This is a genomic window from Xenorhabdus sp. KJ12.1 (assembly GCF_963876495.1).
Lineage (GTDB): Bacteria > Pseudomonadota > Gammaproteobacteria > Enterobacterales > Enterobacteriaceae > Xenorhabdus > Xenorhabdus stockiae.
The window spans coordinates 152,483-176,241 of record NZ_CAWNQH010000127.1 but is presented as its reverse complement, the minus strand read 5'-3'; the positions used below and the strand labels follow the sequence as shown (position 1 = coordinate 176,241).

Sequence of the window (23,759 nt, the reverse complement as noted above, 5' to 3'; positions counted from 1 at the left end):
CGCTCACTACCGGGTAAATAGCGGTATATCCATTCAAGGAGAAGGTACTCCCGGCCAACTGATCCTTATCGCCAGTTCAAAATCGCTGCTACCGCCAAAGGAAACCGTCCTACCGCCTTCATCTGGCACACTGATTTGTCAGACCAAAGTGGATGCCAACGGTAAATGGGTATGCCCAAATAACCCAGTCATGACAGCAAAACAGGCAGGGATATTCTCCCTTTATGCAGCCCAATATCAAGAACTCCACTCAAAAGATCTGACCACAATCCATTATAAAAGAACTTCGGAAGTTTCACGCCAATATGAGATCACCCAAATCCGAATCAGTATCACTGCGCCTAAACAGAATGCTGAATTCCACCGGAAACCTTTTAACATTGCCGGAATAGGCGAACCCGGCGCCCAAATACATATAGGCAAAAACGGTAATAATAAAGCGTGTGATACCACCGTTACTGCATCCGGCAAATGGTCCTGCGGGCCTTACCTATTCGGAAAGGGAAAATTCACGGTATCGGCGGAACAGTTTATCAGCCATGAACTGCACTCTACGGCACAGGTATCCTATAAAATCCAGCCAGCGAATGGCGCTTCTTCATTAATCGACTTACATTTTAACCACCATTCTAAATATTAAGCCTCCTATCTAAGGAGATTTGAACGCAATGAACTACGGCATAGCGCCTCCTGATAGGAGGCGTTTTTTTAACCTCAGACTAAGAAAAAATGTGAAATTCTGGAGCTGTAATTACAATAGTATTAGGATGGTCTTATTTAGTTAGTTAATAATTATAAAAGTTTGTATTCACCATGATCATCCGTCCTAACCAACACTGGTTCTTTCGTCTATTTGACTGGCATGGCTCAGTCTTATCAAAAATCACCTTCCGTTTAATGCTGAATATACTCATGTCTATCATCGCAGTTGTGAGTTATCAGTGGTATGAACACCTTGGTATTCATTTGACCGTCGCCCCGTTTAGCCTGCTGGGGATCGCTATCGCCATTTTTCTCGGTTTTCGCAATAACACCAGCTACAGCCGTTTTGTCGAGGCCAGAGCACTTTGGGGATCGTTATTGATTACTCAACGCTCGTTGTTACGCCAGATTAAGAGTATTCAGCCAGATGAAACTCAGTTACATCAACAATTTTCTGTTTTACTTATCGCATTTAGCTGGAGTTTAAAACATCAGTTGCGTGGCACTGATCCAAAAGAAGATTTATATCGCCTTCTGCCCGCAGAAATATATGCTGAAATTATTCGCAGCCCAATACCAACTAATCGGTTATTGCTGAAAATGAGCCTTCTTCTCGGTGAGTGGAGGAAAAGGGGTTTATTAAGTGATATTACCTATGAAATGATGGATAAGAACCTCAATGAGCTTTCCCATATTCTGGGTGGCTGTGAACGTATCGCCGGTACTCCCGTACCTTTCGCCTATACACTGATACTCCAGCGAACGGTTTATCTCTTCTGTACCCTATTGCCTTTTGCTCTGGTTACCGATTTACACTATATGACACCATTTGTTTCGGTGTTTATTTCTTATGCTTTCTTATCATGGGATGCGTTAGCTGAAGAATTAGAAGATCCATTCGGAACTTCACCCAATGATTTACCTCTCAATGCCATTTGTACCGTCATTGAACGCCATCTGATGGAAATGAATGACCAGACGCCATTACCGGCTTTATTGCAACCTAATGAAAAATTCAATCTGCTCTGATTATTTACCTTCATTTGATTCAAGGCCGAACAGCAGGCTCGGTTTTAATGTCTTTCCCAAAAAACGAGCCTGAATCAATATATTATATGAGGCGCTGAGATTCTGAATCCTTCAATGCAGTCAGCGATAACTTCACCGGAACAGATTTGGATGTGGGTGTACCTGTACCATGACCAAAGCTGTCCATCGGTACTAACGGATTGGTTTCAGGGTAATAAGCGGCCAGATTACCGCGCGGAATAGTGTAAGGGACTAATTTAAATCCATAGACTTTGCGCTCAATGCCGTCATGCCAGATTGTCTCAATATCGACCAGATCGCCCTCCTGATAACCCAACTGAGCAATATCTTCCGGGTTCATAAACAAGACTTCCCGTTGACCATAAACGCCACGATAGCGGTCGTCTAAACCATAGATGGTTGTATTGTATTGATCATGGGAGCGCAAGGTTTGCAAAGCAAAGGGAACGTCTTCTCCAGCAATTTGGGGAAACAGTGTGTCTGGCAATGGTGCATGACTAAATTCAGCTTTTTTACTCGGGGTCTGAAAGCGCAACTCTGCCGCCGCATTACCAAGATAGAAGCCGCCTGGATGTTCACATTTTTTATTAAAGTCAGCAAAACCGGGAATAGTTGCGCTAATGTGATCACGGATTTTGTTGTAATCTCCGGCTAATTCCAGCCAGTTAATTGCTGGCGTATTGCCTAAAACCGCATTAGCAATGCCCGCAACAATTGCCGTTTCAGAACGCTGTGTATCAAATAGTGGTTTGTTTATCCCTTCGGAGGCGTGCACCATGCTGAAAGAATCTTCTACCGTAACAAACTGCGCACCACTGAGCTGAATATCCTGTTCTGTACGCCCCAGTGCCGGTAGGATAAGAGCATCTTTTTTACCGGTAACAAGATGACTCCGATTTAATTTTGTACTGATATGAACAGTCAAATCACAATGTCGAAGTGCTTCTTCTGTACGTGGGCTGTCCGGCGCAGCAGCAGCGAGATTTCCACCCAACGCAATCAGTACTTTCACTTCATCACGCAGCATCGCTTCCAGCGCTTTCACCACATTATGACCATGAGCGCGGGGAGGTTCAAAACCAAAGTGATTTGCCAGACTATCAAGGAAAGCCTGAGACGGTTGCTCATTAATCCCCATCGTCCGGTTTCCTTGTACGTTACTGTGACCACGCACCGGACACACTCCAGCACCAGGTTTACCTAACTGACCAAACAGTAATTGCAGGTTTGTGATCTCACGAACTGTATCAATAGAGTGTTTATGCTGAGTAATACCCATTGCCCAAGTGCAAATCACACGTTCAGCATGCAGATAAACATCCGCAGCTTCACGTAGCTGTTGTTGCGTCAGACCTGATTGTTCCTCTATAAATGACCATTGAGTGGCAGCCACTTCCTGTAAATAAGCCTCCACACCTTCGGTATGAGCCGAAATAAAGTCTTGAGCAAAAATACCCGCTGCTCCGGCAGCTATACGAGCGTTATTAACTTCCAACAACGCTTTGACCATCCCCCGCACAGCAGCCATATCTCCGCCTAATTTAGGCTGATAATAACGGTGGCTGATATTGCCTGCCATTGGAGTAACAATTTCGAGGGGTTTTTGTGGATCAGCAAAACGCTCTAAGCCGCGTTCACGCAATGTATTGAAGGTGACAATTCTGGCTCCGTGCTCTGCCGCGTGCCGCAGGCTATGCAGCATCCGTGGGTGGTTTGTACCGGGATTCTGCCCAAAGACAAAAATGGCATCTGCATGATCAAAATCATTCAGACGAATCGTTCCTTTACCCACTCCCAGACTTTTCAGTAACCCGTAACCGCTGGCTTCATGACACATATTTGAGCAATCAGGAAAGTTATTCGTCCCCAGTACCCGGCCAAATAGCTGATACAGCCATGAGGCTTCATTACTGGCCCGACCGGAAGTATACAGCTCCAGTTGGTTCGGGTTTTCCATTCTATTAATGTGTCTGGCGATCAAAGAAAAAGCCTGCTCCCAGCTAATAGGCTCATAGTGATCTGTCTCATGGTTATAGCGCATCGGTTCAATAACGCGCCCTTGATATTCCAGAAAGTAATCGCTTTGTTCGTAGAGTTTGCTAACACTATGTGTGGCAAAAAACTCCCGGTCTACATAACGCCGGGTGGCTTCCCAAGTAACTGCTTTCGCGCCATTTTCACAAAAGCTGAAAAGGCTTTTGTTATCATCACCCCATGCACATCCCGGGCAGTCAAAGCCTCTGGGTTTGTTCATGCGCATCAGATTAACCATATTCTTTAATACTTGTTTACTATCAAAGACAAAACGTGTTGTTGCCTCCAATGACCCCCAACCTCCCGCCGCGGCGTGATAGGGTTTTATTTTTGATTTGAATTTCATAACAATCTCTATTTTTAACCTGGTGGTCAAAGAATTGGCCACGGATTGGCAGATGAATCAGGAACGCCGAACAGATTTATTGTGATACTTATTCCGTTCTTATACAACGAGAAAACCGAATTATCTTCCTGTTGATACTGTAACCTGCCATGTGATGGATATCACATTGTCAGATGGCATATTTGAGTTGGTGAAAATAAATGCAATGATAAGACGTTAGCAAGATAAAGTATTGTTCATTTTTAATTCAATTGTGAGCATTTTTTATACTTTATCAAAGGGGAAAGTTGAAAGACGAAGTGTATATTAGGAAAAATAATAAATTGGTGTCATATGTACTACCGTGATGATTTTGGTTTTTTGCTTTTAAATAAAAAAGATAAATTAGACTATTACAGCCAGCAAAATACTTTTATTAAAAATAAAGCCACTGCCCTGACTGTTTATAATGAAATGACAAAGAAAACACCATTATGGATACGTTTGTCTTTTGCAATAAGAGATAAAATATCAAGTCTCGCAGGTGTTGAAAAAATCAATGGGTTCTCTGGCGGGCATTCAGAAGAAAATGTGCGTGAAGGAAGCTCTGTTGATTTTTTTAAGATTATCCATATCAATGATGATGAATTATGTCTGTTATCAGAAGATATACACTTAACCGTTCTAGTTTCCCTGAACGTTTTATCAAATGATAATCAGGGAAAAGGCTATAAAGTCACTGTCACAGCATCCGTTATTACCCATAATTTTTTTGGGAAAATGTATATGATCCCGGTAGCTCTTGCACACCGTATTATTGTGAACCGTATGCTCAGGAAGATGACACTTTCCTGACAGACTGAATTTCATCGGTTATCACATATTCTCCACCACAAAATAAACAAACGTGCCGACATAATTACCAATAACATAACCAACTGTACCAATGACCATAATCGGCCCGACCAAGGAATTCCAGCCACGGCTGATTGCCATTGCCGCCGCTGTGGTTGGCCCGCCAATATTGGCATTACAGGCAAGAATATTTTCTTCCAGACTGAATTTAAATATTTTCCCTGCTGAGAAAGTGATCAACAGGTTAATCATGGCAATAATAAAAACAAAGACAAACAGCAATGGTGCATTACTGATAATAGCGTGGACAGAAGCCGGTATGCCGATAACAACAAAAAACATATAAATAGCGTAAGTACCTAATTCCTGCGTGCCATTAAGATTGCTGAATGTTTTTTTAAATATCGATACCAGAATAAATGTCACTGTAGTAAGAAGTAGATATTTATCTGATATCAAACTGAAAACCAGTTCCTGATAGATGCTGTCAGGCTGCCCGAACAACGCCTTTAACCATGATGAAAGATGGAATGACAGCGCCACAATAAAAATTGACCATGCCAGTGCCAAAGCAATATCTTTCAGAGCAATATTTTTTGGTTTCCAGTAAGCAGCAGCTAAAGTCCGCGATTTATCCAGTTCAGGATTATTGTCAATCGCATCAGAATAAGGGCTTCCCCAGAATTTCCTTGCCACTGACCAGCCGGATATGAACATCAGGATAATAAAATAAGCGGCCATCATCATATGGTCAGCAACAATAGTGGATGCCGTCATACTTTCAGATGGTGCTAATTTGGCTGCCATTGCGGCAAAGTTGACCCCACCCCCCGTATAAGATGCAGACATCATCCCACTGATTTTATCCAGCTCTGGGATATATCCTCTGAGTAAATGAAAGGCAACAACTGTGCCAATCATCGTCGCGACAGAGGAAATCAAAAATAATATAAATAACCGCCAACTGCCGGTAATCAGATTATGTAAATTGGTTTTAAATAACAGTAGCGGAATGGCTAAAGGGACAATATATTCCCAGACAACATCATAAGCGGGAGCTTCGGTCGGAATAATATGTAAGTTAGAAGCAAAAATAGCGATGACCAGAGCAATAACAGCGCCCGGTATTTTAGTGGCCCATTTATATTTTTGCTCCAGCATAATTGCAGCCGCTACCGCAATCATAATAAAAGCCCACAGCATTAATGAATTATCAGCGTCAATTAAGGTATTTTTCATTATGTAATTTAACCTCTTATTATGTTCAGACCGATAATATTCTATATTGTGCTGTCTGATCCCCTGATGCCTTCCACTGCACCATAAACAGCCTGAGCATTTTTATAGAATGCCCATAAAGCATTACCATAATCGTAATGCCACCATTCAGTCGGCAGGTTAGTAAAGCCAGCCTGAACCATAATGTGATGCAATATCCGACGGTATAATACTGCCGGCATGTTTGTATCCGATGCTTGTTCTAAGGCTGCGGTGTAAGACAGATCATCTACTTCATCAAATTCTGTGCCCATAAACAATGCGGTACCGGAGGCAATATCAAACAGCGTCACATCCACTGAACCCCCTGTCAGATGAGGACTCACCGGATTTTGCTCAGTCGGGGCCGGTGCCACAAACTGCTCCAGCAATTCTTTTTGTTCTTCAATGGATAAGTAGCTGTACTGCTGCGCAATGGTAGCCTGTGTTTTCTCCTGCAATGCAAGCTGAGTTTCTCGTGAACGCCACCCATCCAAAACTAAAAGCCCTAAATGAGAAGGTAATAATTGTGAAGCCTGTATTAATTTTTCAGCCACGCTTTTTCTTAATGCACAATATTCAACAGCACCATTGATACCAGCAAGAAAATAAACCGGTTTCAGTTTTATTTTATCCGTTTCATAAATAATTTCTAAAGGTTCATGACATTCATTAATAGATATTTTATTAATGCTTTCCCAGTCAAAAAGCTTTTTTGTACTAATTTTACGCTCAGTAAAAGAATGCAGCATATTAACCTTCATATTCTTTTTTGTTTTCACTTAGTTATATTTAAATAAACTTTATTAATTAGTTAAATAAAAGAGACTTTAATCATTAATTTAATTTATTTGAAAATAACAAGGTATTTACAGACTAGCAACAAAGTTAAAAGCTATCAAATTTTAATTTTCTTTCTGTTGAACCGGTTAAATACCATTTAAAATTGTGTCGGTTACACAAGATGCAATGCCAAATCTTATATGACAAAATATGTGGCGGTATCCCCTAATATTCGGAGGAAGAATACCAGACGGTATTCACAACACAACATGACTCAAGAGCATCCACAAGACCATCAGTTGCAAGTAGAAGCCATTAAATGCGGCACAGTTATCGACCATATTCCGGCTCAGATCGGTTTTAAATTATTGTCTCTCTTCAAACTCACAGAAACTGATCAGCGTATTACTATTGGCCTGAATTTGCCTTCCAATCACTTAGGGAAGAAAGATCTGATCAAACTCGAAAATACCTTCCTGACAGCCCAGCAGGCAAACCAGCTCGCTATGTATGCACCACATGCAACCGTCAATAACATTGAAAATTATGTTGTTGTGAAGAAAATGCCAATCAACCTGCCAGAACAGATTGACGGTATCCTTGTCTGCCCTAATGGTAACTGTATCAGCCATAATGAGCCTGTAGAAAGCAGCTTCCATGTGATGGAAACGGCAAATGATGTTATCGTTCGCTGTAAGTACTGTGAGAAAGAGTTTGATCGTCAGGCTGTTATCAACAACGATTAAGATCCCGCAGTTGATGCCAAGCCGAGTGACACTATAATAAAGCCTTCTCAACATATACCCTATGGATTTCGAGTTGTATCGCGGCGGCAAAAGAGAAAATCCCCTGAGCATAGATAACTATGCGACTGGGGTGCGCGAGTGCAGCCAACAAAGAGGCAACTTGAAAGACGACGGGTATCTTTAATTCTGACGTTAAACAGGAGTTCCCCTAATGTCACGTTCCATTCATACCGAAAATGCACCAGCCGCAATCGGCCCTTATGTTCAGGGTGTTGATCTGGGCAGCATGGTTATTACTTCCGGTCAAATCCCTGTTGATCCAAAAACAGGTGCTGTTTCTGAAGATATTACTGCGCAAACTCGCCAGTCACTGGAAAACGTTAAAGCCATCATTGAGCAATCTGGCCTGAAAGTTGCCAATATTGTGAAAACAACTGTATTTGTTAAAGACCTGAATGACTTCACTGTTGTAAATGCTGCTTATGAAGCGTTCTTCACTGAACATAACGCGCCATTCCCTGCTCGTTCATGTGTTGAAGTGGCGCGTCTGCCAAAAGATGTAAAAATCGAAATCGAAGCGATTGCAGTACGTAGCTAATTCATAGCGTTATCAACCCTGATAGGCTCAATATTGGGGTTGGTTGCTCTTTTTTGTGTATATCTCTTTGTGGAACAACTTCCCCTTTCTTTGTCTCAGATCAATTTATTGAGCGGTATATTCGCTTCAATACTCCACATATTGTGCTTAAATATAAAATAACCACTACATATAGTGCTTATGCACAAGGTTATCCACATAAAGTTAAAAACTAGCCATTATGCAACTGTCATTGTGATAGGCACAGCAATAGTCGTTACGATTTATCTGGTGGATAACATACTGAGGAATTCTATTGTGAAAACGGTTGTGATGCAGCGTAATGACCATCTGGTTAACGCCGAGGAAAATACTCTCCACGGATGGCATGATCGTCTGGATCAGGAAATACGCGGTCTGCTCGAACAAAGCGACCTGCCTTTACTCAATGAAAACGCGAATAAAGATGCCAGAGTGATCCCTACTCAGCGTGATTTGTTGGCGGGGATCGTTGCCAGACAGTATGCCAAACAGCATATGCTGCCGAGTGATGTTGTTCTGGCACATGAGAAAGGCGAAATTCACTACCATGATCTAGATTATGCTCCATTTTTCCCGATGTTTAACTGCATGTTGGTCGATTTAGAAGGGATGCTGACCCACGGCTTTAAAATGGGAAATGCCGAGATTGAGCCGCCAAAGTCTATCTCCACAGCGACTGCCGTCACAGCCCAAATTATTGCTCAGGTCGCCAGTCATATTTATGGCGGCACAACCATTGACCGCATTGATGAAGTGCTTGCTCCCTTTGTTAAAGCCAGCTATCACAAGCACCTGATTATTGCTGAAGAGTGGCAAATCACAGATAAGAAAGCTTACGCAGAAGCCCGCACGGAAAAAGAATGTTACGACGCGTTCCAGTCTCTGGAATATGAAGTGAATACGCTGCATACCGCCAATGGGCAAACGCCGTTTGTGACATTCGGATTTGGGCTGGGTACATCAAAAGAATCCCGTTTAATTCAGACGGCTATTTTACGTAATCGACTCGCTGGTCTGGGTAAAAACCGCAAAACGGCAGTATTCCCGAAACTGGTTTTTGCCATTCGTGATGGGCTGAATCACCGGTTTGGTGATCCCAACTATGACATCAAATTATTGGCGCTGGAATGTGCCAGCAAGCGTATGTATCCCGATATTCTTAATTACGATCAGGTGATAAAAGTCACCGGCTCATTCAAAACCCCGATGGGTTGCCGAAGTTTTCTGGGCGTTTATGAAGAGGATAGTCAGCAGATTCATGCCGGGCGCAATAATTTAGGCGTTATCAGCCTGAATCTTCCCCGCATTGCAATTGAAGCAAAGGGTGATGAAATGCGCTTCTGGCAGTTATTAGATCAACGCTTGCTGGTTGCCAGAAAAGCATTAATGACGCGCATTGAGCGGCTGGAAAGTACCAAAGCACGGGTCGCCCCTATTCTCTATATGGAAGGAGCCTGTGGAGTAAGGCTAAAAGAAGATGACAGCATTGCCGAAATCTTCAAACATGGGCGGGCTTCTATTTCGTTAGGGTATATCGGTATCCATGAAACGATTAATGCATTATATGGTGACCATACTCATCTATTTGATAATGAACAGCGCCGCCAAAAAGCACTCGCTATCGTTGAACATCTGCGTAAAGCCATCGATGAATGGAAACAGCAAACCGGCTATGGCTTCAGCTTATACAGTACGCCAAGCGAGAGTTTATGTGACCGTTTTTGTCGTCTTGATGTCGCTGAGTTCGGAGTAATCAGTGGAGTTACAGATAAAGGCTATTACACAAACAGCTTCCATCTGGATGTAGAGAAGAAGGTCAATCCTTACGATAAACTGGATTTTGAAGCACCATACCCTCCGTTAGCGAATGGCGGTTTTATCTGCTACGGCGAATATCCCAACCTACAACATAATTTAAAGGCACTGGAAGATGTGTGGGATTACAGTTATTCCCGGGTTCCTTATTATGGAACCAATACCCCGATTGATGAATGCTATCAATGCGGTTTTACCGGAGAATTTTCCTGTACCAGTAAAGGCTTTACCTGCCCTGCTTGTGGTAATCATGATTCAGCTCAGGTTTCCGTGATAAGACGGGTTTGCGGATATCTTGGCAGCCCTGATGCCCGCCCATTTAATACGGGTAAACAGGAAGAGGTAAAACGCCGCATTAAACATCTCAATAATGGGAATATTGGCTAATACCATGAATTACCATCAATATTATCCAGTCGATGTGGTCAACGGCCCCGGAACCCGCTGCACTCTGTTTGTCGCGGGTTGCTCCCATCAGTGTCGTGGCTGCTATAACCAGACAACGTGGCGGACTGATTCCGGTCGTCCTTTTACTCTGGCAGTTGAAAATCAGCTCATCGCTGATCTGAATGATCATCGTATCAGGCGACAAGGGCTATCATTATCCGGTGGCGATCCACTTCATCCCGATAACACAGCAGCGATTCTCAGGTTGGTCAAACGGGTCAAAACAGAGTGCCCGGATAAAGATATCTGGCTATGGACAGGCTATGTTCTCAACGAATTAAATGAACTTCAGCAGGAGATTGTCAGCCATATTAATGTATTAGTTGACGGGAAATTTGAACAGGAGCAACAAGAGCCGATGCTGATCTGGCGGGGCAGCCGTAATCAGGTGATTCACTATCTGCGCTGAGATTAACGCTGCCAGTATAATTTTTTGCCAAAACCAAACGAATTATCCACCATTTTGATCTCATTCAGGTTCAATTGCCAAATAGGTGTTTTTGCCGTTATCGCAACAGGAAACTGGTGGCAATAAGCCGCTCTGGCAATGGTTTCATCTTTACCTGTCAGCGCAACCACCTCACCACGAAACTGAATACCTCTGATCTGAGAAATATTGTGCGTTTGATCTGCAATCGTTCCCGCAACGATGGCATTTTCCTGCATTATTTTACCGTGACGCGTATCAGCTTCGGTCATAAACCAAAGAACCATTTTTTCAGCGTCAAAGAGATAAAAACAACTGGCACACCAGAGATCCTGAGGTGAAGAAGTACAAAGTGTGAAGACATGTTGATTGGCAATATACTGAGATATTATTAATTTTTCTTTATCCGATTCCATCTATTTATATACCGTTATATTTCTGCCTTTTAATCAGAACACGTTAGATAGCTTCCAGTGACGTGTTCTGATATTTATCTAATAAATAAGTATAGTCTGGGATAACTATAAGTTATTTATAGATTTCAGCAACACCATACAATTTATTTTTGCCGGTTGCAGAAATAATACGGAAAGATTGTGCTCCAGCTTTATCAGCTTTTTTGGATAATGCCTCAGTCAGGCTATCCAGGGTTTCCGCTCCTGCTACAGAAACCACACCAATTTTCTCTCCAGCAGCACTTTTGACCTCAGTTGCTGCAAATGAACCAAATGAAATAGCACTTAATGACAACACGGCAGCAATAAATTTCACATTTTTCATCTTTAAATCCTCTGACTACTTGTAAATATAGGAGTTACCCTTTGTGATGCGGATCAATTTATACGCTTATCAGAAAAATGATAATTAGCAATTACTGCTATTCTTATTCAATAATTTTGAATTGAAAAAATGATCACCTACGGTGAATAGACATATAATTTAATATAATCCATAAGTTATAATTGTAGAAATATAATCATTAGGATGATAGACAAACAATGTATTAATTTTTATTGTGATTGATACATTGGAAATAACTTAAGAAAAATAATGAATATTAAAGAATCTGATTGGTATCTTTACCTGATAAAAACGCGGAATGGTTCATTATATACTGGAATTACGACAGATGTTTCTCGCCGTCTGGCTCAGCATACAGCCGGAAAAGGAGCAAAAGCGCTGAAAGGAAAAGGGCCATTAACGTTGGTCTATCACAGCGCAATGCCAGACAGGAGTACGGCTTTAAGACTGGAATATCGGGTAAAACAACTGAGTAAGCAGCAAAAAGAAAGGCTGGTGACTGCCCAGCCTGTCTGTATAGTTACCTACCTATCATAGGTTCTGTTAACTGAGTTTTGTTCACTTACATGCTGCCATCAGAATACCGGTAACATGTCATACGTCAGCAAAATGACGGGGATACGTGACCAGACCATGGCAATCATCCAGAGAGACATCTGCCAGAGTGTAAACCTGAAAATATCGTTCACAGCCAGACCATTGGCAATGTAGTTGATACTCTTCAGCGGGCCTGAAACCAAATCTCTGATAATATTCAGGCTCACCAAGTACAACCACTGCCCCATAGCCGAATTCATTCAGGCTGTCCAAGCCTTCATACACCAGCTTCTCGCCAATCCCCTGACGACGGTACGATTCGGCCACCGCCAATGGCGCTAACCCAACCCAGTTATGATCCTGTCCATTGACATCAACCGGTGTAAAACCAACATAGCCAATCACGTGACCTTCATCGTCAGTCGCAACAACACCCAGTGTCAACAAGCCATCTTCTCTTAGCTTGTGGACTAACTCAGCTTCTGCCGATGTCTCAAAGGATTCCCGCAACAAGCGATCAATCCCCATAGCATCAACCGGAATTTCGACCCTGATTAACATGACGATAACGCGCGATCGTGCTGATCAGCGCCCTCTTTCTGTTCCATTTTGATAAATTCAGCTAACTATAACAAATCAAAATGGAGAGTGGATTTAACCTAATACAAGCCAGTTCCTTTTTCATAAAAAGGAATTTGTTATTCTGCCAAAATACTGTGATATTTCCTGATGCTATCTCAAAAATCCGTCATAAAAACTGACATTGAGATGCAGTAAATCAGCATCTGAAACCTTTACACGGAACCTGCCCCAAATCAATATATTTTCACTATCTCTCTGACGATAATTCGAGATTATTATTATTTCCTTCTCAGGTGTTTCATAAATCCTCTCAGCTCCCGTAATTCACCATTACGTAGCATCCCAACCAAGATCCCCAGGATCATATAGATAACACCAAGGAGTAAGATCATCGCAATATCCCCCAGCATACTTTGCAGAGGCATATTCATTTGGTTTATACCCGCAATAATTTTAGTTGCCCATGTGGATGGTAAAGCGGATGAGATTGCCCTTACCCAATCTGGCATTGCCTGTATGGGCCAGGTTGTGCCGGAAATATAGAACACCGGAGTGGTAATAAACGCCAGTGTCAGATAAATCATTTCCACACTGCGTAAGCACTCTGTAACCAGTTTGCCCAGCCCCAGTACCGCCAGCAGGAATGGAAAAGTCATCAACAACAATTGATAGACTGGCGCATCCTGCCTGTATCCCAGTACCCACGGCCATAGCACAAAAAAGATGACAGATAAAAACAACCAGATAGGCAACAGTGCGGACAGCGCTCCCAGATAGACAGGTAGCGGGGGCTTGCCTTTGGGGGTTTCACGTATAGCGATGCTGACACGTACACTGGCTATCAGTAGGGAGTGCTGCAAAAGCATGACTAATAATCCGGGGAAGACAATGGCGGCATAACTCACCCCAGGATTAAATAATCCGACTGTTTCTCCTTTAATTGGCTGTAACAGAACCTTCACCTGTTCTGTGCTGAACCCCGACTTCAAAAGTAATTTTGTATTGTATTCTGATAGTAACTTTTGATAAGCCAGTATTAAATCCTGTTGAATCTCCCCGTTAGCCAGACGGTTAGTCGCATCACCATAAACCGGAACTGTCACATTGTTCCCGCCTAAAAGACGCTTCTCGAAATCTGTCGGGATAATGATAATGGCAAATATTTCCCGATGCAGCATGTCAGCACGGGCATCCTCGAGACTGGCATAATTTTTGGTTTCTACTTTTGCTGTCGCATCAACGTGACGGATCAATGCACGACTCATATGGCTGTTATCCTGATCAATAACCGCGACGGGCAGATCCCATAATGTGGGTTTAACGTAAACCAGACTCATGACGCACAGAGAAACAATCAACATCAGCCACATGGGTTTTTCCAACATTGACAACAATACCGTACGGAAAGTCTGCCAGTACATTTTCCAGTTATTCATTTTCCGACTTCCCGCATTATAGGCTCTCCCCAGACTGACTAAGCCGTTTCCACAGGCGATTGCGAACCAGTAAGGCACAAACCAAAGGGTAAATTGCCAGTAACATGCAAACGTAGACGATGATTTTTAATGACACTTCCCGTAAAAAAATATCGAACATAGCATTTAAAGCATGGGTTAACGGTTCCAGATTTGAAATAAGTCTTGCTGGCCACACCATTGATAATTCAGGCATAACCATACCGGAAAACGACATTGCGATACTCACCAGCATCCCAATAAGGGTATAAGCCGTTATTGCACTGTTGGTAAAAGTAAACAGTAACAGGCCAATACTTTGAGCCGCGATCACATAGAAAAACCCAACCACAGGCATATAGAGCGGGTTACCTGCAACTTTGGCATCAGAAAATGCCACCAGCGCCATAATTTCTACCATCAGCAACAGAGTGAAAATCAATGTATGCGGAGCCAGTTTCCCTATTAAAGCCGGTACAAATGATTTTTCGCTCAGGAGATGTTTACCTCTCGCCATGGTATAAATCGTACCGGTTACAACAAAAAGCTGTAATAAGTGGATGGTTGCAGCAAATTGCTGGTAGTAAATATAACTGCCACTGGCATTGAACAGACTGTCATAAGACATGGTCGCTCTGGCAAGCGGAGGGAGTTGACGGCCAATTTCAGATGCGATGACACTACGATATTTAGCATTCGTTTCTGCCATCAGCCCACTAAAATCCACAGATGCATAACGACCTGCACCATAAAACAGCGCATTGTAATACATCCTCACCGTTGGCTGTTTCCCACTCAGCGCATCTTTTTCAAGATCAAAGGGAAGATAGAGCAGAGCATAATCCTCTGCGCTGCCCAGACGCTCTAAGGACTCAGCCAGACCACCATCATAAGTTTTGATATTTGCATGGGGTGCTGCATTCAGATTACGGATCAACGATCGTGATAAGGAACTGTGATCATTATCCACTGCTGAAACAGGCAGGTTTAACAGCGTCCCTTCCGAAAAGGTGGCACTGATTAAGATAAACAGCAACAACGGAAACAACCAACTCAGCCAGTGAAAAACCGGGCTACGAGATGCAACCTTCAGTTCCTTATTAAAGGCCTGCTTAAAGATATTCCATTCATGAGCATGCCATCTAAAACTATTGCATCCAAAGCTGCTCCACTTAACACCAAACCATCCACCTTTTTTGTTCATCAGCCTGCCACCTTAGCGACCCCAGAGCCATAACGCACTCATACCGGGGCGCAGACCATCAATCGGTTGTGATGGGTATAAACGTACTTCAAATGTTCTCAGGTCGAAGTCCCCTGTCGCGCGGGTTGCACGTTTTGTCGCGTAATCTCCCATTGGCGCGATATAACGCACTTCTGCCTCAATCTCTTTGTTATCCAGCGCCGGTACACGCAGTTTAACTTTGTCACCTTTGCGAACTTTCGCCAGAATATCTTCACGCAGGTTATAGACGAAGTAGGTTTCGGGAATACGTACGAGGGTTGCCAGTGGGCTGCCGGCATTAAAAAGCTGACCGACTTCTGCCGGAAGTGGCCCGATTTCACCAGCAACAGGGGCTGTTACCTGTAAATCATTACTCTGAATTTTTAATTCCTGTAATTTTTCTTCCGCTTCATTCAGTGCAGCCTGATACTGTTGCCTCAGTTCAATACGATCGCCATTTTTTCCCGCGTCCAGATCTGCTTTCGCTGCCAACATTTTCTGATAGGCGATATCGCGGGCATTTCGGGCATTATCCAGTTCACTGGCAGATGAATAGCCTTTGACTGAAATATTGCTCAGCCGCTCAAATTCACGCTTTGCATTTTTATAGCCAAATTCTGCCTGCAAAAATGCAGCCTCCAGACTGCGGATATTCTCTTCCCGTGTACCACTGATGGATAAATCGAGTTTTGCTTTGGCCTGATCACGGGCTGCCTGAGCAGCGGCAACTTTTGCAGCCAATTCAGGGCCATCAAGACTAATCAGCAATTGCCCTGCTTTAACATCGTCACCTCTCCTAACGTGAAGCGCAGCTACACGTCCGGATGCTTTGGACGTAATGATCACTTCAGGAGCGTCAACTTCTCCCTGTAACAATAAATCCTGATGATGTGAACGAAAGAGTACAGCCATTGCTGTCAGAAAAATAATCAGCAATATTGTGAAAAGTGTTCTTTTCTTCATTATGTTTTGTAAGCTCCAAACATACTACCCGAACAAAACTCGTCGGAGATTTACGGCATTAAGTTTAACTGAACCCATGCAACAACATGGTCTTAATTTGTCGTTTTAACCCTTAATCTCTATGATCTGTTTCTTATCGAATGACGATTAGTTGCCTAGTGTGACACTATTTTCACAAATCCTTTTTAGAAATTCGTGCGCTTCATCATTGACAAAAGTTAAATACTTTGCTCAATCATTTATAACATTATATACCTAATCAATTTTTAGGGGCGGCATGGAAGGAAATTAATCAATTTTCAGAGTCGAATTGCCTTACTTAATACTTTTTATAATTAAAATTAATTTATTAATTAATATTTTATTATAAATAAAAGAATCGCTCTTATTTGCTTTGCATCTAAATACATTTCGATAATAAATCAAAGTAGCAATACTTAATAAAATGAAAATGAAAACAAAAACCAGTAATAATTAGCAATAGATATTTAATTGTCAAAAACTTCATTATATTTAGAATTATTTCATTCCTTCATCAGATAATTTCCCATCATGTAAATAAGCACTCTGCAACGCTATGAATCAATTGATATAATCAATAAAATCATAGTGTTGAAAAATAATGAGACAGGTATAAATTACTTCTTAATTATTCTATTTCTAGCTCTCTTTTTTTATTTTAAACGACTAATATAGAAAGTAGTGTTGACCAAAAAATAAATTTATGCTGGAATAAAAAACCACATATATTATTTATTCCAGATAAATAATCCATGCGTTAATTGTCTAGCAGAATTTTTGCTAGCTCATTTGTGGTGCCTTAAATAAGGCAATGCCACTTTGCCATTCTTTTATACCGTCATCACCTGACGCTTTTACTGTTACAGGTCTAATATTTATGTATAAAAAACTTGATGAGCCGTGGGTAAAAAATCAGCAAGCTGTGCTGAAACGAGTAGCCTGGGTAAACATTATCGCCCAGTTTTCGTTTCCACTGGCTGGCGCATTTGCTCCCACTATCGCCATGGCTGAAACACCGACGACTTCTCAATATGCTCCTTTGATAGCAATACCGACAGAGTCTTATATCCTGAAACCAGGAGAAACTATTTACACAATTGCTAAACGCTATAGTTTCACTATTGATCAACTTAAAGAAATAAATCAGTTACGCGCTTTCCATAAGCCATTTTCAGAACTTAACGCAGGTGATGAGATTAACGTTCCCAAACCTCGTCCTAATAAGTATTTACCCTTCAATTACTTTTCATCGGCACAATTTGTATCAAGGCCGGTTGAATCCGGACAGATGGAATCAGGGCAGTTCCCCGAAACCGATGATACCGGCAGCTCTCTGGCAAATTCCGCCACTCGCATCGGAGAAATACTGAGCAGCGATAACGTAGGCAACAGCGCAATTAATCAGTTAAGTAATCTGGCTGTAGGCGAAGCCAATCAACAACTCCAGAATTGGTTGGGACATTACGGTACAGCACGGGTACAGGCTAATATTGATCGACGCGGTCACCTGGATGGCAGTCAGCTTGATATGCTGCTGCCTCTGTATGATAGCGAGAGTAAAATGAATTTTACTCAGTTTGGCCTACGTCGTATTGATAAACGCAACACCATTAATTTCGGAGTCGGGCAACGACAATTTTTTGATGGCTGGATGTTGGGATATAACGCTTTTCTGGATCACGATTTTACCGGAAATAATACCCGGTTTGGCCTCGGTGCAGAATATACTCGCAATTATCTGAAACTAGGAATGAACGGCTATTTACGTTTAAGTAACTGGAGAGAATCACGCTTCCTGAAAGATTATGATGAGCGTCCTGCTAATGGGTTCGATCTGAGAGCACAGGGTTATATCCCCGCTCTGCCGCAGTTTGGTGGTAAGCTGGTATATGAACAATATTTCGGCCATGAAGTCGGATTAATAAATAAAGATCACCGCGGGAAAAACCCGGCTGCGTTTACCGCTGGCATTAACTATACCCCTATCCCACTACTGACTTTTGGTATCGACCGCAAACAGGATATGTCCGGCAATGGAGATACGCAGTTCAATTTAGAAATGAATTATGAAATCGGCACTCCGTGGTCAAAACAAACTAATCCTGATGCCGTTGGTTTCAGTCATACTCTACAGGGTAGCCGATATGATCTCGTTGATCGTAATAACCAAATCGTTCTGGAATACCGTAAACGTGAAGTTATCCGCCTGACATTAGATAGCCTGATTTCCGGTCATGCCGGTGAAATAAAACCGATTCATATTAGTGTAAACAGCAAGTATGGATTGAAAACGATTCAGTGGGATGCAGCAAACCTACTCGCCAATGGCGGTAAAATTGAACGCCAAAGTGACAAGCTTTACCTGCTGACACTACCTAAGTATCACCATAGTGGTAACAATGCTTATACCATAAGCGCGATTGCTTATGATGAACACGATAATGCTTCCAAACGGGCAGAGACTCAGATTCAGGTGCTACAAGCAGAGGCAAGTGTTGATAAATCGACATTCACAGCAAGAGATCACGAGCTGTCCGCCGATGGTCATTCCAGCACCACCCTTAAACTGATGCTAAAAGATGGCAATGGCAACCCGATTCCTGATTCTGCCGAAGATCTCAAATTCGTCAGCAGCGAATTAAGTGGAGAAGGCGAAGCACCAACGATTGGAAAAATCAAAGAAACTCAACCGGGCACCTATGAAGCATTACTCACTGCTGGAGAAAAAATAGGTGTACTGACAGTAACTGCTAAATTCAAAAAGCTGAATTTCACACCAATAAAAATCACGTTCTTCCATCCTGATAAACCCATCATTAAAGATGTCAGAATGTCTGGCCGACTGGAAATGGGCCATACGCTTAAAGCGACCTATACCTTCAATGCCAATAATGGCGAAAGTACAGACAAGTCGCGCTATGAGTGGGGAGATAAAGGAAATGTTGATATTACTAAAGGCTCAACAATTACTGAATCAGGTAAAATCCCCGCTTATACACTGACACTGGAAGATGCAGGCAGAGTCAAGGCACTCGTTGTTCAGGCACAAAACGGGCTTCATATTACTGGAAACACAAAAACGATTGATACCAGTATGGGCCAGGAACAGGGTAATTATACCTATGGCGGTACAGAAGGCGGCAAAATCAAGGGCATTGCAGATAATCTGAAAGTCACCGCCAATACTGGCAAAGCTAAAAAAGGCGAAACAATTACTCTGAGTGTACAGACATTCAATCACGGTCACCCCGTAAGAAATGTGCCGGTAGAGGTAAAAACCACTGAGGCACTGAATCGTCAGAACATTCATCAGGCGGTAACACTACAAGTCAATGGTAATGCCGGTCACTACCAGGGAGTCACTGGTGATAATGGCACATTATCCCTTCCCCTCACTGATCCACATGGTCTGGGTGTCAAAACAACGTTACAAGTAGCAGGGTATGGAGTTTCAGCACCGCAAACTGAGAATGTCATCTTTACCGTTGCAACCAGTCCTGATTCTCAATATGCGAATTTCTGGGGACATATGGCCGATACAGCGACAGGGGCGAATGGACGTGTCTTTAGCCGACCTCTGCTACAAGCAGAATTGGATGCTATGGGGATGCATGGAATGACTACATACACCGAAAATGGTGAACACTGGCCGCGCCGTATTTATCGGGGAGCCATGTGGTATTGCCATAAAATACATAAAGAATTACCGACAAAAGAAGATCTACTCAATCTGTACCAAATCCACCAGAAGAATGAAATGCATGATCTGTACGGATGGCCACAATTCCGTTCTTATCGCTCTTCAACTTCAGGAATAGATGACGACGGCAAAAAAGCCCATTATGCCGTCAATATTGATGACGGAACAGCGCATGTTATCAACGAAACAGTGACCGATTACGTTATCTGTATATAATCCTTCTGCTCACTTTATGAGCAAAAATCCGCCCTATTCAGGGCGGATTACCTTCTTCTCATCCAAAACTACGTTAATTCCCGCTATTCTATTGACGATGTTAAATTCAAACTTTGATAATAACTGTATAAATTTATTTATAATTATTAAATCCACTGTGAAAAAAAATGTATGAATTTAACCTCGTGTTATTACTTCTCCAGCAGATGTGCATTTATCTGGTGATTGCCTGGCTGCTGAGTAAAACACCTCTGTTCATTCCTCTACTGCAAGTGAGTGTTCGCTTACCTCATAAGCTGATGTGTTATGTCATCTTTTCCATCTTCTGCGTGATGGGAACCTATTTTGGCCTGAATGTGAATGATTCTATCGCCAATACCCGCGCTATCGGTGCTGTACTCGGTGGTTTACTTGGTGGGCCGACTGTTGGGGCAATGGTCGGATTCACCGGGGGATTACATCGCTATTCTCTTGGTGGAATGACAGCATTCAGCTGTATGGTATCAACAATCATAGAGGGTGTACTTGGCGGCCTTGTCCATATTTATTTAATGAAGCGAGGCAGGATCAATAAATTACTTAATTTATGGACTGCGGCTATTGTGACTTTTTTTGCAGAATGTGCCCAAATGGGAATTATTCTGCTGTTTACTAACCCCTTCAGTGAAGCTCTCCAGTTAGTAAAAAATATTGCCGCTCCGATGATTATCGCCAACAGTATCGGTGCTGCCATGTTTATCCGTATCTTGCTGGACAGGCGGGCTATCTTTGAAAAATATACCAGCGCCTTTTCTGCTCAGGCGTTGAAAATTGCGGTGTGTACCGAAGGTATATTACTGAAGGGATTTAATGAAATTAACAGTATGCGTGTGGCAAAAGTCATCTATCAGGAACTAGAAATCGGTGCTGTGGCAATTACAGATCGGGATAAGTTACTGGCGTTTATTGGGATTGGCTCAGACCATCATCTGCCGGGCACTCCCATTGCCTCCGAGCAATCACATCGCGCAATAGCCAATAATGAGGTCGTCTATGCCGATGGTAATGAAATCCCTTATTGTTGCTCTCTAAACCCCACTTGTAAGCTGGGTTCAGCATTGGTTATCCCTCTTCGGGGTGAGAATCAGCAAGTCATCGGCACAATCAAATTGTACGAAGCCAAAAACCGCTTATTCAGTTCAATCAACCGGACGTTAGGGGAAGGGATTGCCAGCCTGCTTTCAGCCCAAATTCTTGCCGGGCAATATGAGCGGAATAAACAATCTTTGCTGCAATCAGAAGTGAAGCTGCTTCACGCGCAAGTGAATCCTCACTTTTTATTTAATGCCCTGAATACATTGCAGGCCGTAATACGACGTGACAGCCATCAGGCAGGCCAGCTCGTACAGTACCTCTCAACATTTTTCCGCAAAAATCTGAAACGTCCGGAAGACATTGCCACACTGCAAAATGAGATAGAGCATGTGAATGCTTACTTACAGATTGAGAAAGCGCGCTTCTGTGAACGCCTCCAGATAACCATAGATATCCCTGAATCACTGCGCTACGCCAGATTACCCGCATTTTCCCTGCAACCTATGGTCGAAAATGCAATTAAACATGGCACATCACAGTTACTGGATACGGGAAGAATTACGATTAGAGCCTACCAGCAAACTCATTTGTTATTGGTTGAAATTGAAGATAATGCAGGGCTGTATTGCCCACAAAAATTGGGGGATGGACTTGGGATGAGTCTGGTAGATAAACGGCTGCGACTTCGCTACGGTGAGCACTATGGTGTCCGTGTTGATTGCCAGCCGGAAGAGTTTACCCGTGTCATTTTGTGTTTACCATTGGAAGAAGAAGCTGATAAGAAAACGTAAATATGAATGTATTGATTGTTGATGATGAGCCACTGGCCCGCGAAAATCTACGCTGCCTGCTGGCAGAAGAAACGGATATTCAAATCATTGGTGAATGTGCCAATGCAGTAGAAGCAATTGGTACTATTCATCGCCTGAAACCGGATGTGGTTTTCCTTGATATTCAAATGCCCCGCATTACCGGGCTGGAAATGGTGGGTATGCTCGACCCGGAGCACCGCCCCTATATCGTTTTTCTCACTGCTTTTGATGAGTATGCTATACAAGCATTTGAGGAACACGCCTTTGATTATCTGCTAAAGCCGTTGGAAAAAGAGCGGTTGAGCAAAACATTACAGCGACTGCGTTCAGGCTATCAAAAACAGCATCTGGCAGACTTACAGCCAGAAAATGAGCAGCTGAAATATATCCCCTGCACAGGACATAGCCGGATATGGCTGATGCAACTGGATGATGTGTTATACATCACCTCACGCATGAGTGGTGTCTATGTGATGAACGCCAACGGGCAAGAAGGTTTTACGGAGTTAACTCTGCGTACACTGGAAACCCGTACTCCCCTGACCCGCTGCCATCGCCAGTATCTGGTCAATATGACCCATCTGCGGGAAATTGTTTTCGGGGAAAATGGTCACGCAGAATTAGTTTTACGCAATGATGCACGTATTCCCGTCAGCCGCCGTTATTTAAAACCTCTCAAAGAGGAACTGGGATTGAATTAATCATTTTGTCTGCACCCTATCTATACACAATGGATTTCAAAATGCGTCGCGGCGGCAAGGGAACTCATCCCCGGGAGCATAGCTAACCGTATGTTTATAAAAACGGTGACTGGGGTAAGTGAGCGTAGCCAACAAAAAGGCAACTTGAAAGACGAAGTGTATAAGCCAAAATAAAATAAGGATATGTATGGTCGATCTCTACCTGAAAATTAAAACCAATCAAATGACCCTGAAAAATCTCAATAATCAAAAAGAACTGAGTATTACAGGAAACTTCAGCACTTCTCGCTTATTGGTTGGGGATTTCTATGATGCAAAGCTGCAATTGGATTCGTTGTTTAAACAACATGGTCTGATGCGATTTATTGAGAGATTTCTTGGGCGCAGACATCGGCTACTTATTCATCCATTGGAACAATCCGAAGGTGGCCTTTGCTCCGTAGAAGAACGGGTATTACTGGAAATCACTTACGTTGTCTCCAGAGCAATTATCCAAAAAATGATTATCCATCAAGGTGAGTGTTTACTTTCAGATGTAGAAGTTAAAGATTTGCTGGATCGAAAATAGTCCGAATAAAAAAAGAAAAGCCCTTTCTCCAGTAAGAAGAAAGGG

The 23,759-nt window shown here is 42.6% G+C and carries 20 protein-coding genes and 1 pseudogene; 12 read left to right on the top strand and 9 right to left on the bottom strand.

What is annotated here, in order from left to right:
• Window positions 1-640: pseudogene (locus AACS92_RS20760) on the top strand (S1 family peptidase); the annotation flags it as partial.
• A gap of 173 nt (window positions 641-813) precedes the next feature.
• The gene (locus AACS92_RS20755; RefSeq protein ID WP_099109424.1) at window positions 814-1,731 is read left to right on the top strand and encodes a bestrophin family protein; all 918 of its coding nucleotides are present in this window, start codon (window positions 814-816) and stop codon (window positions 1,729-1,731) included.
• An 82-nt stretch (window positions 1,732-1,813) separates the two neighbouring features.
• Here AACS92_RS20755 and AACS92_RS20750 read toward each other — a convergent pair whose 3' ends face one another.
• Window positions 1,814-4,132: an FdhF/YdeP family oxidoreductase gene (locus AACS92_RS20750; RefSeq protein ID WP_099109423.1), complete on the bottom strand. Its 2,319-nt coding sequence runs from the start codon at window positions 4,130-4,132 to the stop codon at window positions 1,814-1,816.
• 360 nt (window positions 4,133-4,492) lie between these two features.
• Between AACS92_RS20750 and AACS92_RS20745 the strand changes: the two genes are divergently transcribed.
• Window positions 4,493-4,966, top strand: a complete 474-nt coding sequence (locus AACS92_RS20745) for a DUF2867 domain-containing protein (RefSeq protein ID WP_193756899.1) — start codon at window positions 4,493-4,495, stop codon at window positions 4,964-4,966.
• A 21-nt stretch (window positions 4,967-4,987) separates the two neighbouring features.
• Here the strand turns inward: AACS92_RS20745 and AACS92_RS20740 are convergent, their stop codons facing one another.
• Together AACS92_RS20740 and AACS92_RS20735 are read right to left on the bottom strand one after the other, a co-directional pair.
• The gene (locus tag AACS92_RS20740; protein WP_099109421.1) at window positions 4,988-6,205 is read right to left on the bottom strand and encodes a DUF819 family protein; all 1,218 of its coding nucleotides are present in this window, start codon (window positions 6,203-6,205) and stop codon (window positions 4,988-4,990) included.
• 41 nt (window positions 6,206-6,246) lie between these two features.
• Window positions 6,247-6,975 (bottom strand): M15 family metallopeptidase, encoded by a 729-nt coding sequence (locus tag AACS92_RS20735; protein ID WP_193756898.1) that lies wholly within the window; start codon window positions 6,973-6,975, stop codon window positions 6,247-6,249.
• Between the two features lie 300 nt (window positions 6,976-7,275).
• On the opposite strand from AACS92_RS20735, the gene pyrI reads away from it, so the two are divergent.
• The 4 genes from pyrI (at window position 7,276) to nrdG (ending at window position 11,042) form a co-directional block, all read left to right on the top strand.
• On the top strand, window positions 7,276-7,752 hold the full coding sequence (gene pyrI, locus AACS92_RS20730) for an aspartate carbamoyltransferase regulatory subunit (protein ID WP_099109419.1): 477 nt from the start codon (window positions 7,276-7,278) through the stop codon (window positions 7,750-7,752).
• A 211-nt stretch (window positions 7,753-7,963) separates the two neighbouring features.
• The gene (gene ridA, locus AACS92_RS20725) at window positions 7,964-8,350 is read left to right on the top strand and encodes a 2-iminobutanoate/2-iminopropanoate deaminase (protein ID WP_086955166.1); all 387 of its coding nucleotides are present in this window, start codon (window positions 7,964-7,966) and stop codon (window positions 8,348-8,350) included.
• 180 nt (window positions 8,351-8,530) lie between these two features.
• Window positions 8,531-10,573, top strand: a complete 2,043-nt coding sequence (gene nrdD / locus AACS92_RS20720) for an anaerobic ribonucleoside-triphosphate reductase (RefSeq protein WP_099109418.1) — start codon at window positions 8,531-8,533, stop codon at window positions 10,571-10,573.
• Between the two features lie 4 nt (window positions 10,574-10,577).
• Window positions 10,578-11,042, top strand: coding sequence for an anaerobic ribonucleoside-triphosphate reductase-activating protein (gene nrdG, locus AACS92_RS20715; protein ID WP_099109427.1), 465 nt, complete (start codon window positions 10,578-10,580; stop codon window positions 11,040-11,042).
• Between the two features lie 2 nt (window positions 11,043-11,044).
• On the opposite strand, the gene AACS92_RS20710 is transcribed toward nrdG, so the two are convergent.
• Window positions 11,045-11,476, bottom strand: coding sequence for a YhbP family protein (locus AACS92_RS20710; protein ID WP_169926586.1), 432 nt, complete (start codon window positions 11,474-11,476; stop codon window positions 11,045-11,047).
• 112 nt (window positions 11,477-11,588) lie between these two features.
• Window positions 11,589-11,840, bottom strand: a complete 252-nt coding sequence (gene bhsA, locus AACS92_RS20705; protein WP_099109417.1) for a multiple stress resistance protein BhsA — start codon at window positions 11,838-11,840, stop codon at window positions 11,589-11,591.
• Window positions 11,841-12,110: 270 nt separating this feature from the next.
• Here bhsA and AACS92_RS20700 point away from each other — a divergent pair, with 270 nt between their 5' ends.
• Window positions 12,111-12,398: a GIY-YIG nuclease family protein gene (locus AACS92_RS20700; protein ID WP_141554487.1), complete on the top strand. Its 288-nt coding sequence runs from the start codon at window positions 12,111-12,113 to the stop codon at window positions 12,396-12,398.
• Between the two features lie 57 nt (window positions 12,399-12,455).
• Here the strand turns inward: AACS92_RS20700 and AACS92_RS20695 are convergent, their stop codons facing one another.
• From AACS92_RS20695 to AACS92_RS20680, 4 genes are all read right to left on the bottom strand, one after another.
• Window positions 12,456-12,959 (bottom strand): GNAT family N-acetyltransferase, encoded by a 504-nt coding sequence (locus AACS92_RS20695; protein WP_099109416.1) that lies wholly within the window; start codon window positions 12,957-12,959, stop codon window positions 12,456-12,458.
• Between the two features lie 299 nt (window positions 12,960-13,258).
• Window positions 13,259-14,416 (bottom strand): ABC transporter permease, encoded by a 1,158-nt coding sequence (locus tag AACS92_RS20690; protein WP_099109415.1) that lies wholly within the window; start codon window positions 14,414-14,416, stop codon window positions 13,259-13,261.
• Window positions 14,417-14,432: 16 nt separating this feature from the next.
• The gene (locus AACS92_RS20685; protein ID WP_099109414.1) at window positions 14,433-15,638 is read right to left on the bottom strand and encodes an ABC transporter permease; all 1,206 of its coding nucleotides are present in this window, start codon (window positions 15,636-15,638) and stop codon (window positions 14,433-14,435) included.
• 12 nt (window positions 15,639-15,650) lie between these two features.
• Window positions 15,651-16,622: an HlyD family secretion protein gene (locus tag AACS92_RS20680; RefSeq protein ID WP_099109413.1), complete on the bottom strand. Its 972-nt coding sequence runs from the start codon at window positions 16,620-16,622 to the stop codon at window positions 15,651-15,653.
• A gap of 898 nt (window positions 16,623-17,520) precedes the next feature.
• On the opposite strand from AACS92_RS20680, the gene AACS92_RS20675 reads away from it, so the two are divergent.
• The 4 genes from AACS92_RS20675 (at window position 17,521) to AACS92_RS20660 (ending at window position 23,714) form a co-directional block, all read left to right on the top strand.
• Window positions 17,521-20,559 (top strand): inverse autotransporter beta domain-containing protein, encoded by a 3,039-nt coding sequence (locus AACS92_RS20675; RefSeq protein ID WP_099109412.1) that lies wholly within the window; start codon window positions 17,521-17,523, stop codon window positions 20,557-20,559.
• 167 nt (window positions 20,560-20,726) lie between these two features.
• Window positions 20,727-22,424 (top strand): sensor histidine kinase, encoded by a 1,698-nt coding sequence (locus AACS92_RS20670; protein ID WP_099109411.1) that lies wholly within the window; start codon window positions 20,727-20,729, stop codon window positions 22,422-22,424.
• A 2-nt stretch (window positions 22,425-22,426) separates the two neighbouring features.
• The gene (gene btsR, locus AACS92_RS20665) at window positions 22,427-23,146 is read left to right on the top strand and encodes a two-component system response regulator BtsR (protein WP_099109410.1); all 720 of its coding nucleotides are present in this window, start codon (window positions 22,427-22,429) and stop codon (window positions 23,144-23,146) included.
• 187 nt (window positions 23,147-23,333) lie between these two features.
• Window positions 23,334-23,714, top strand: a complete 381-nt coding sequence (locus AACS92_RS20660) for a hypothetical protein (RefSeq protein WP_099109409.1) — start codon at window positions 23,334-23,336, stop codon at window positions 23,712-23,714.
• Window positions 23,715-23,759: the final 45 nt, after the last annotated feature.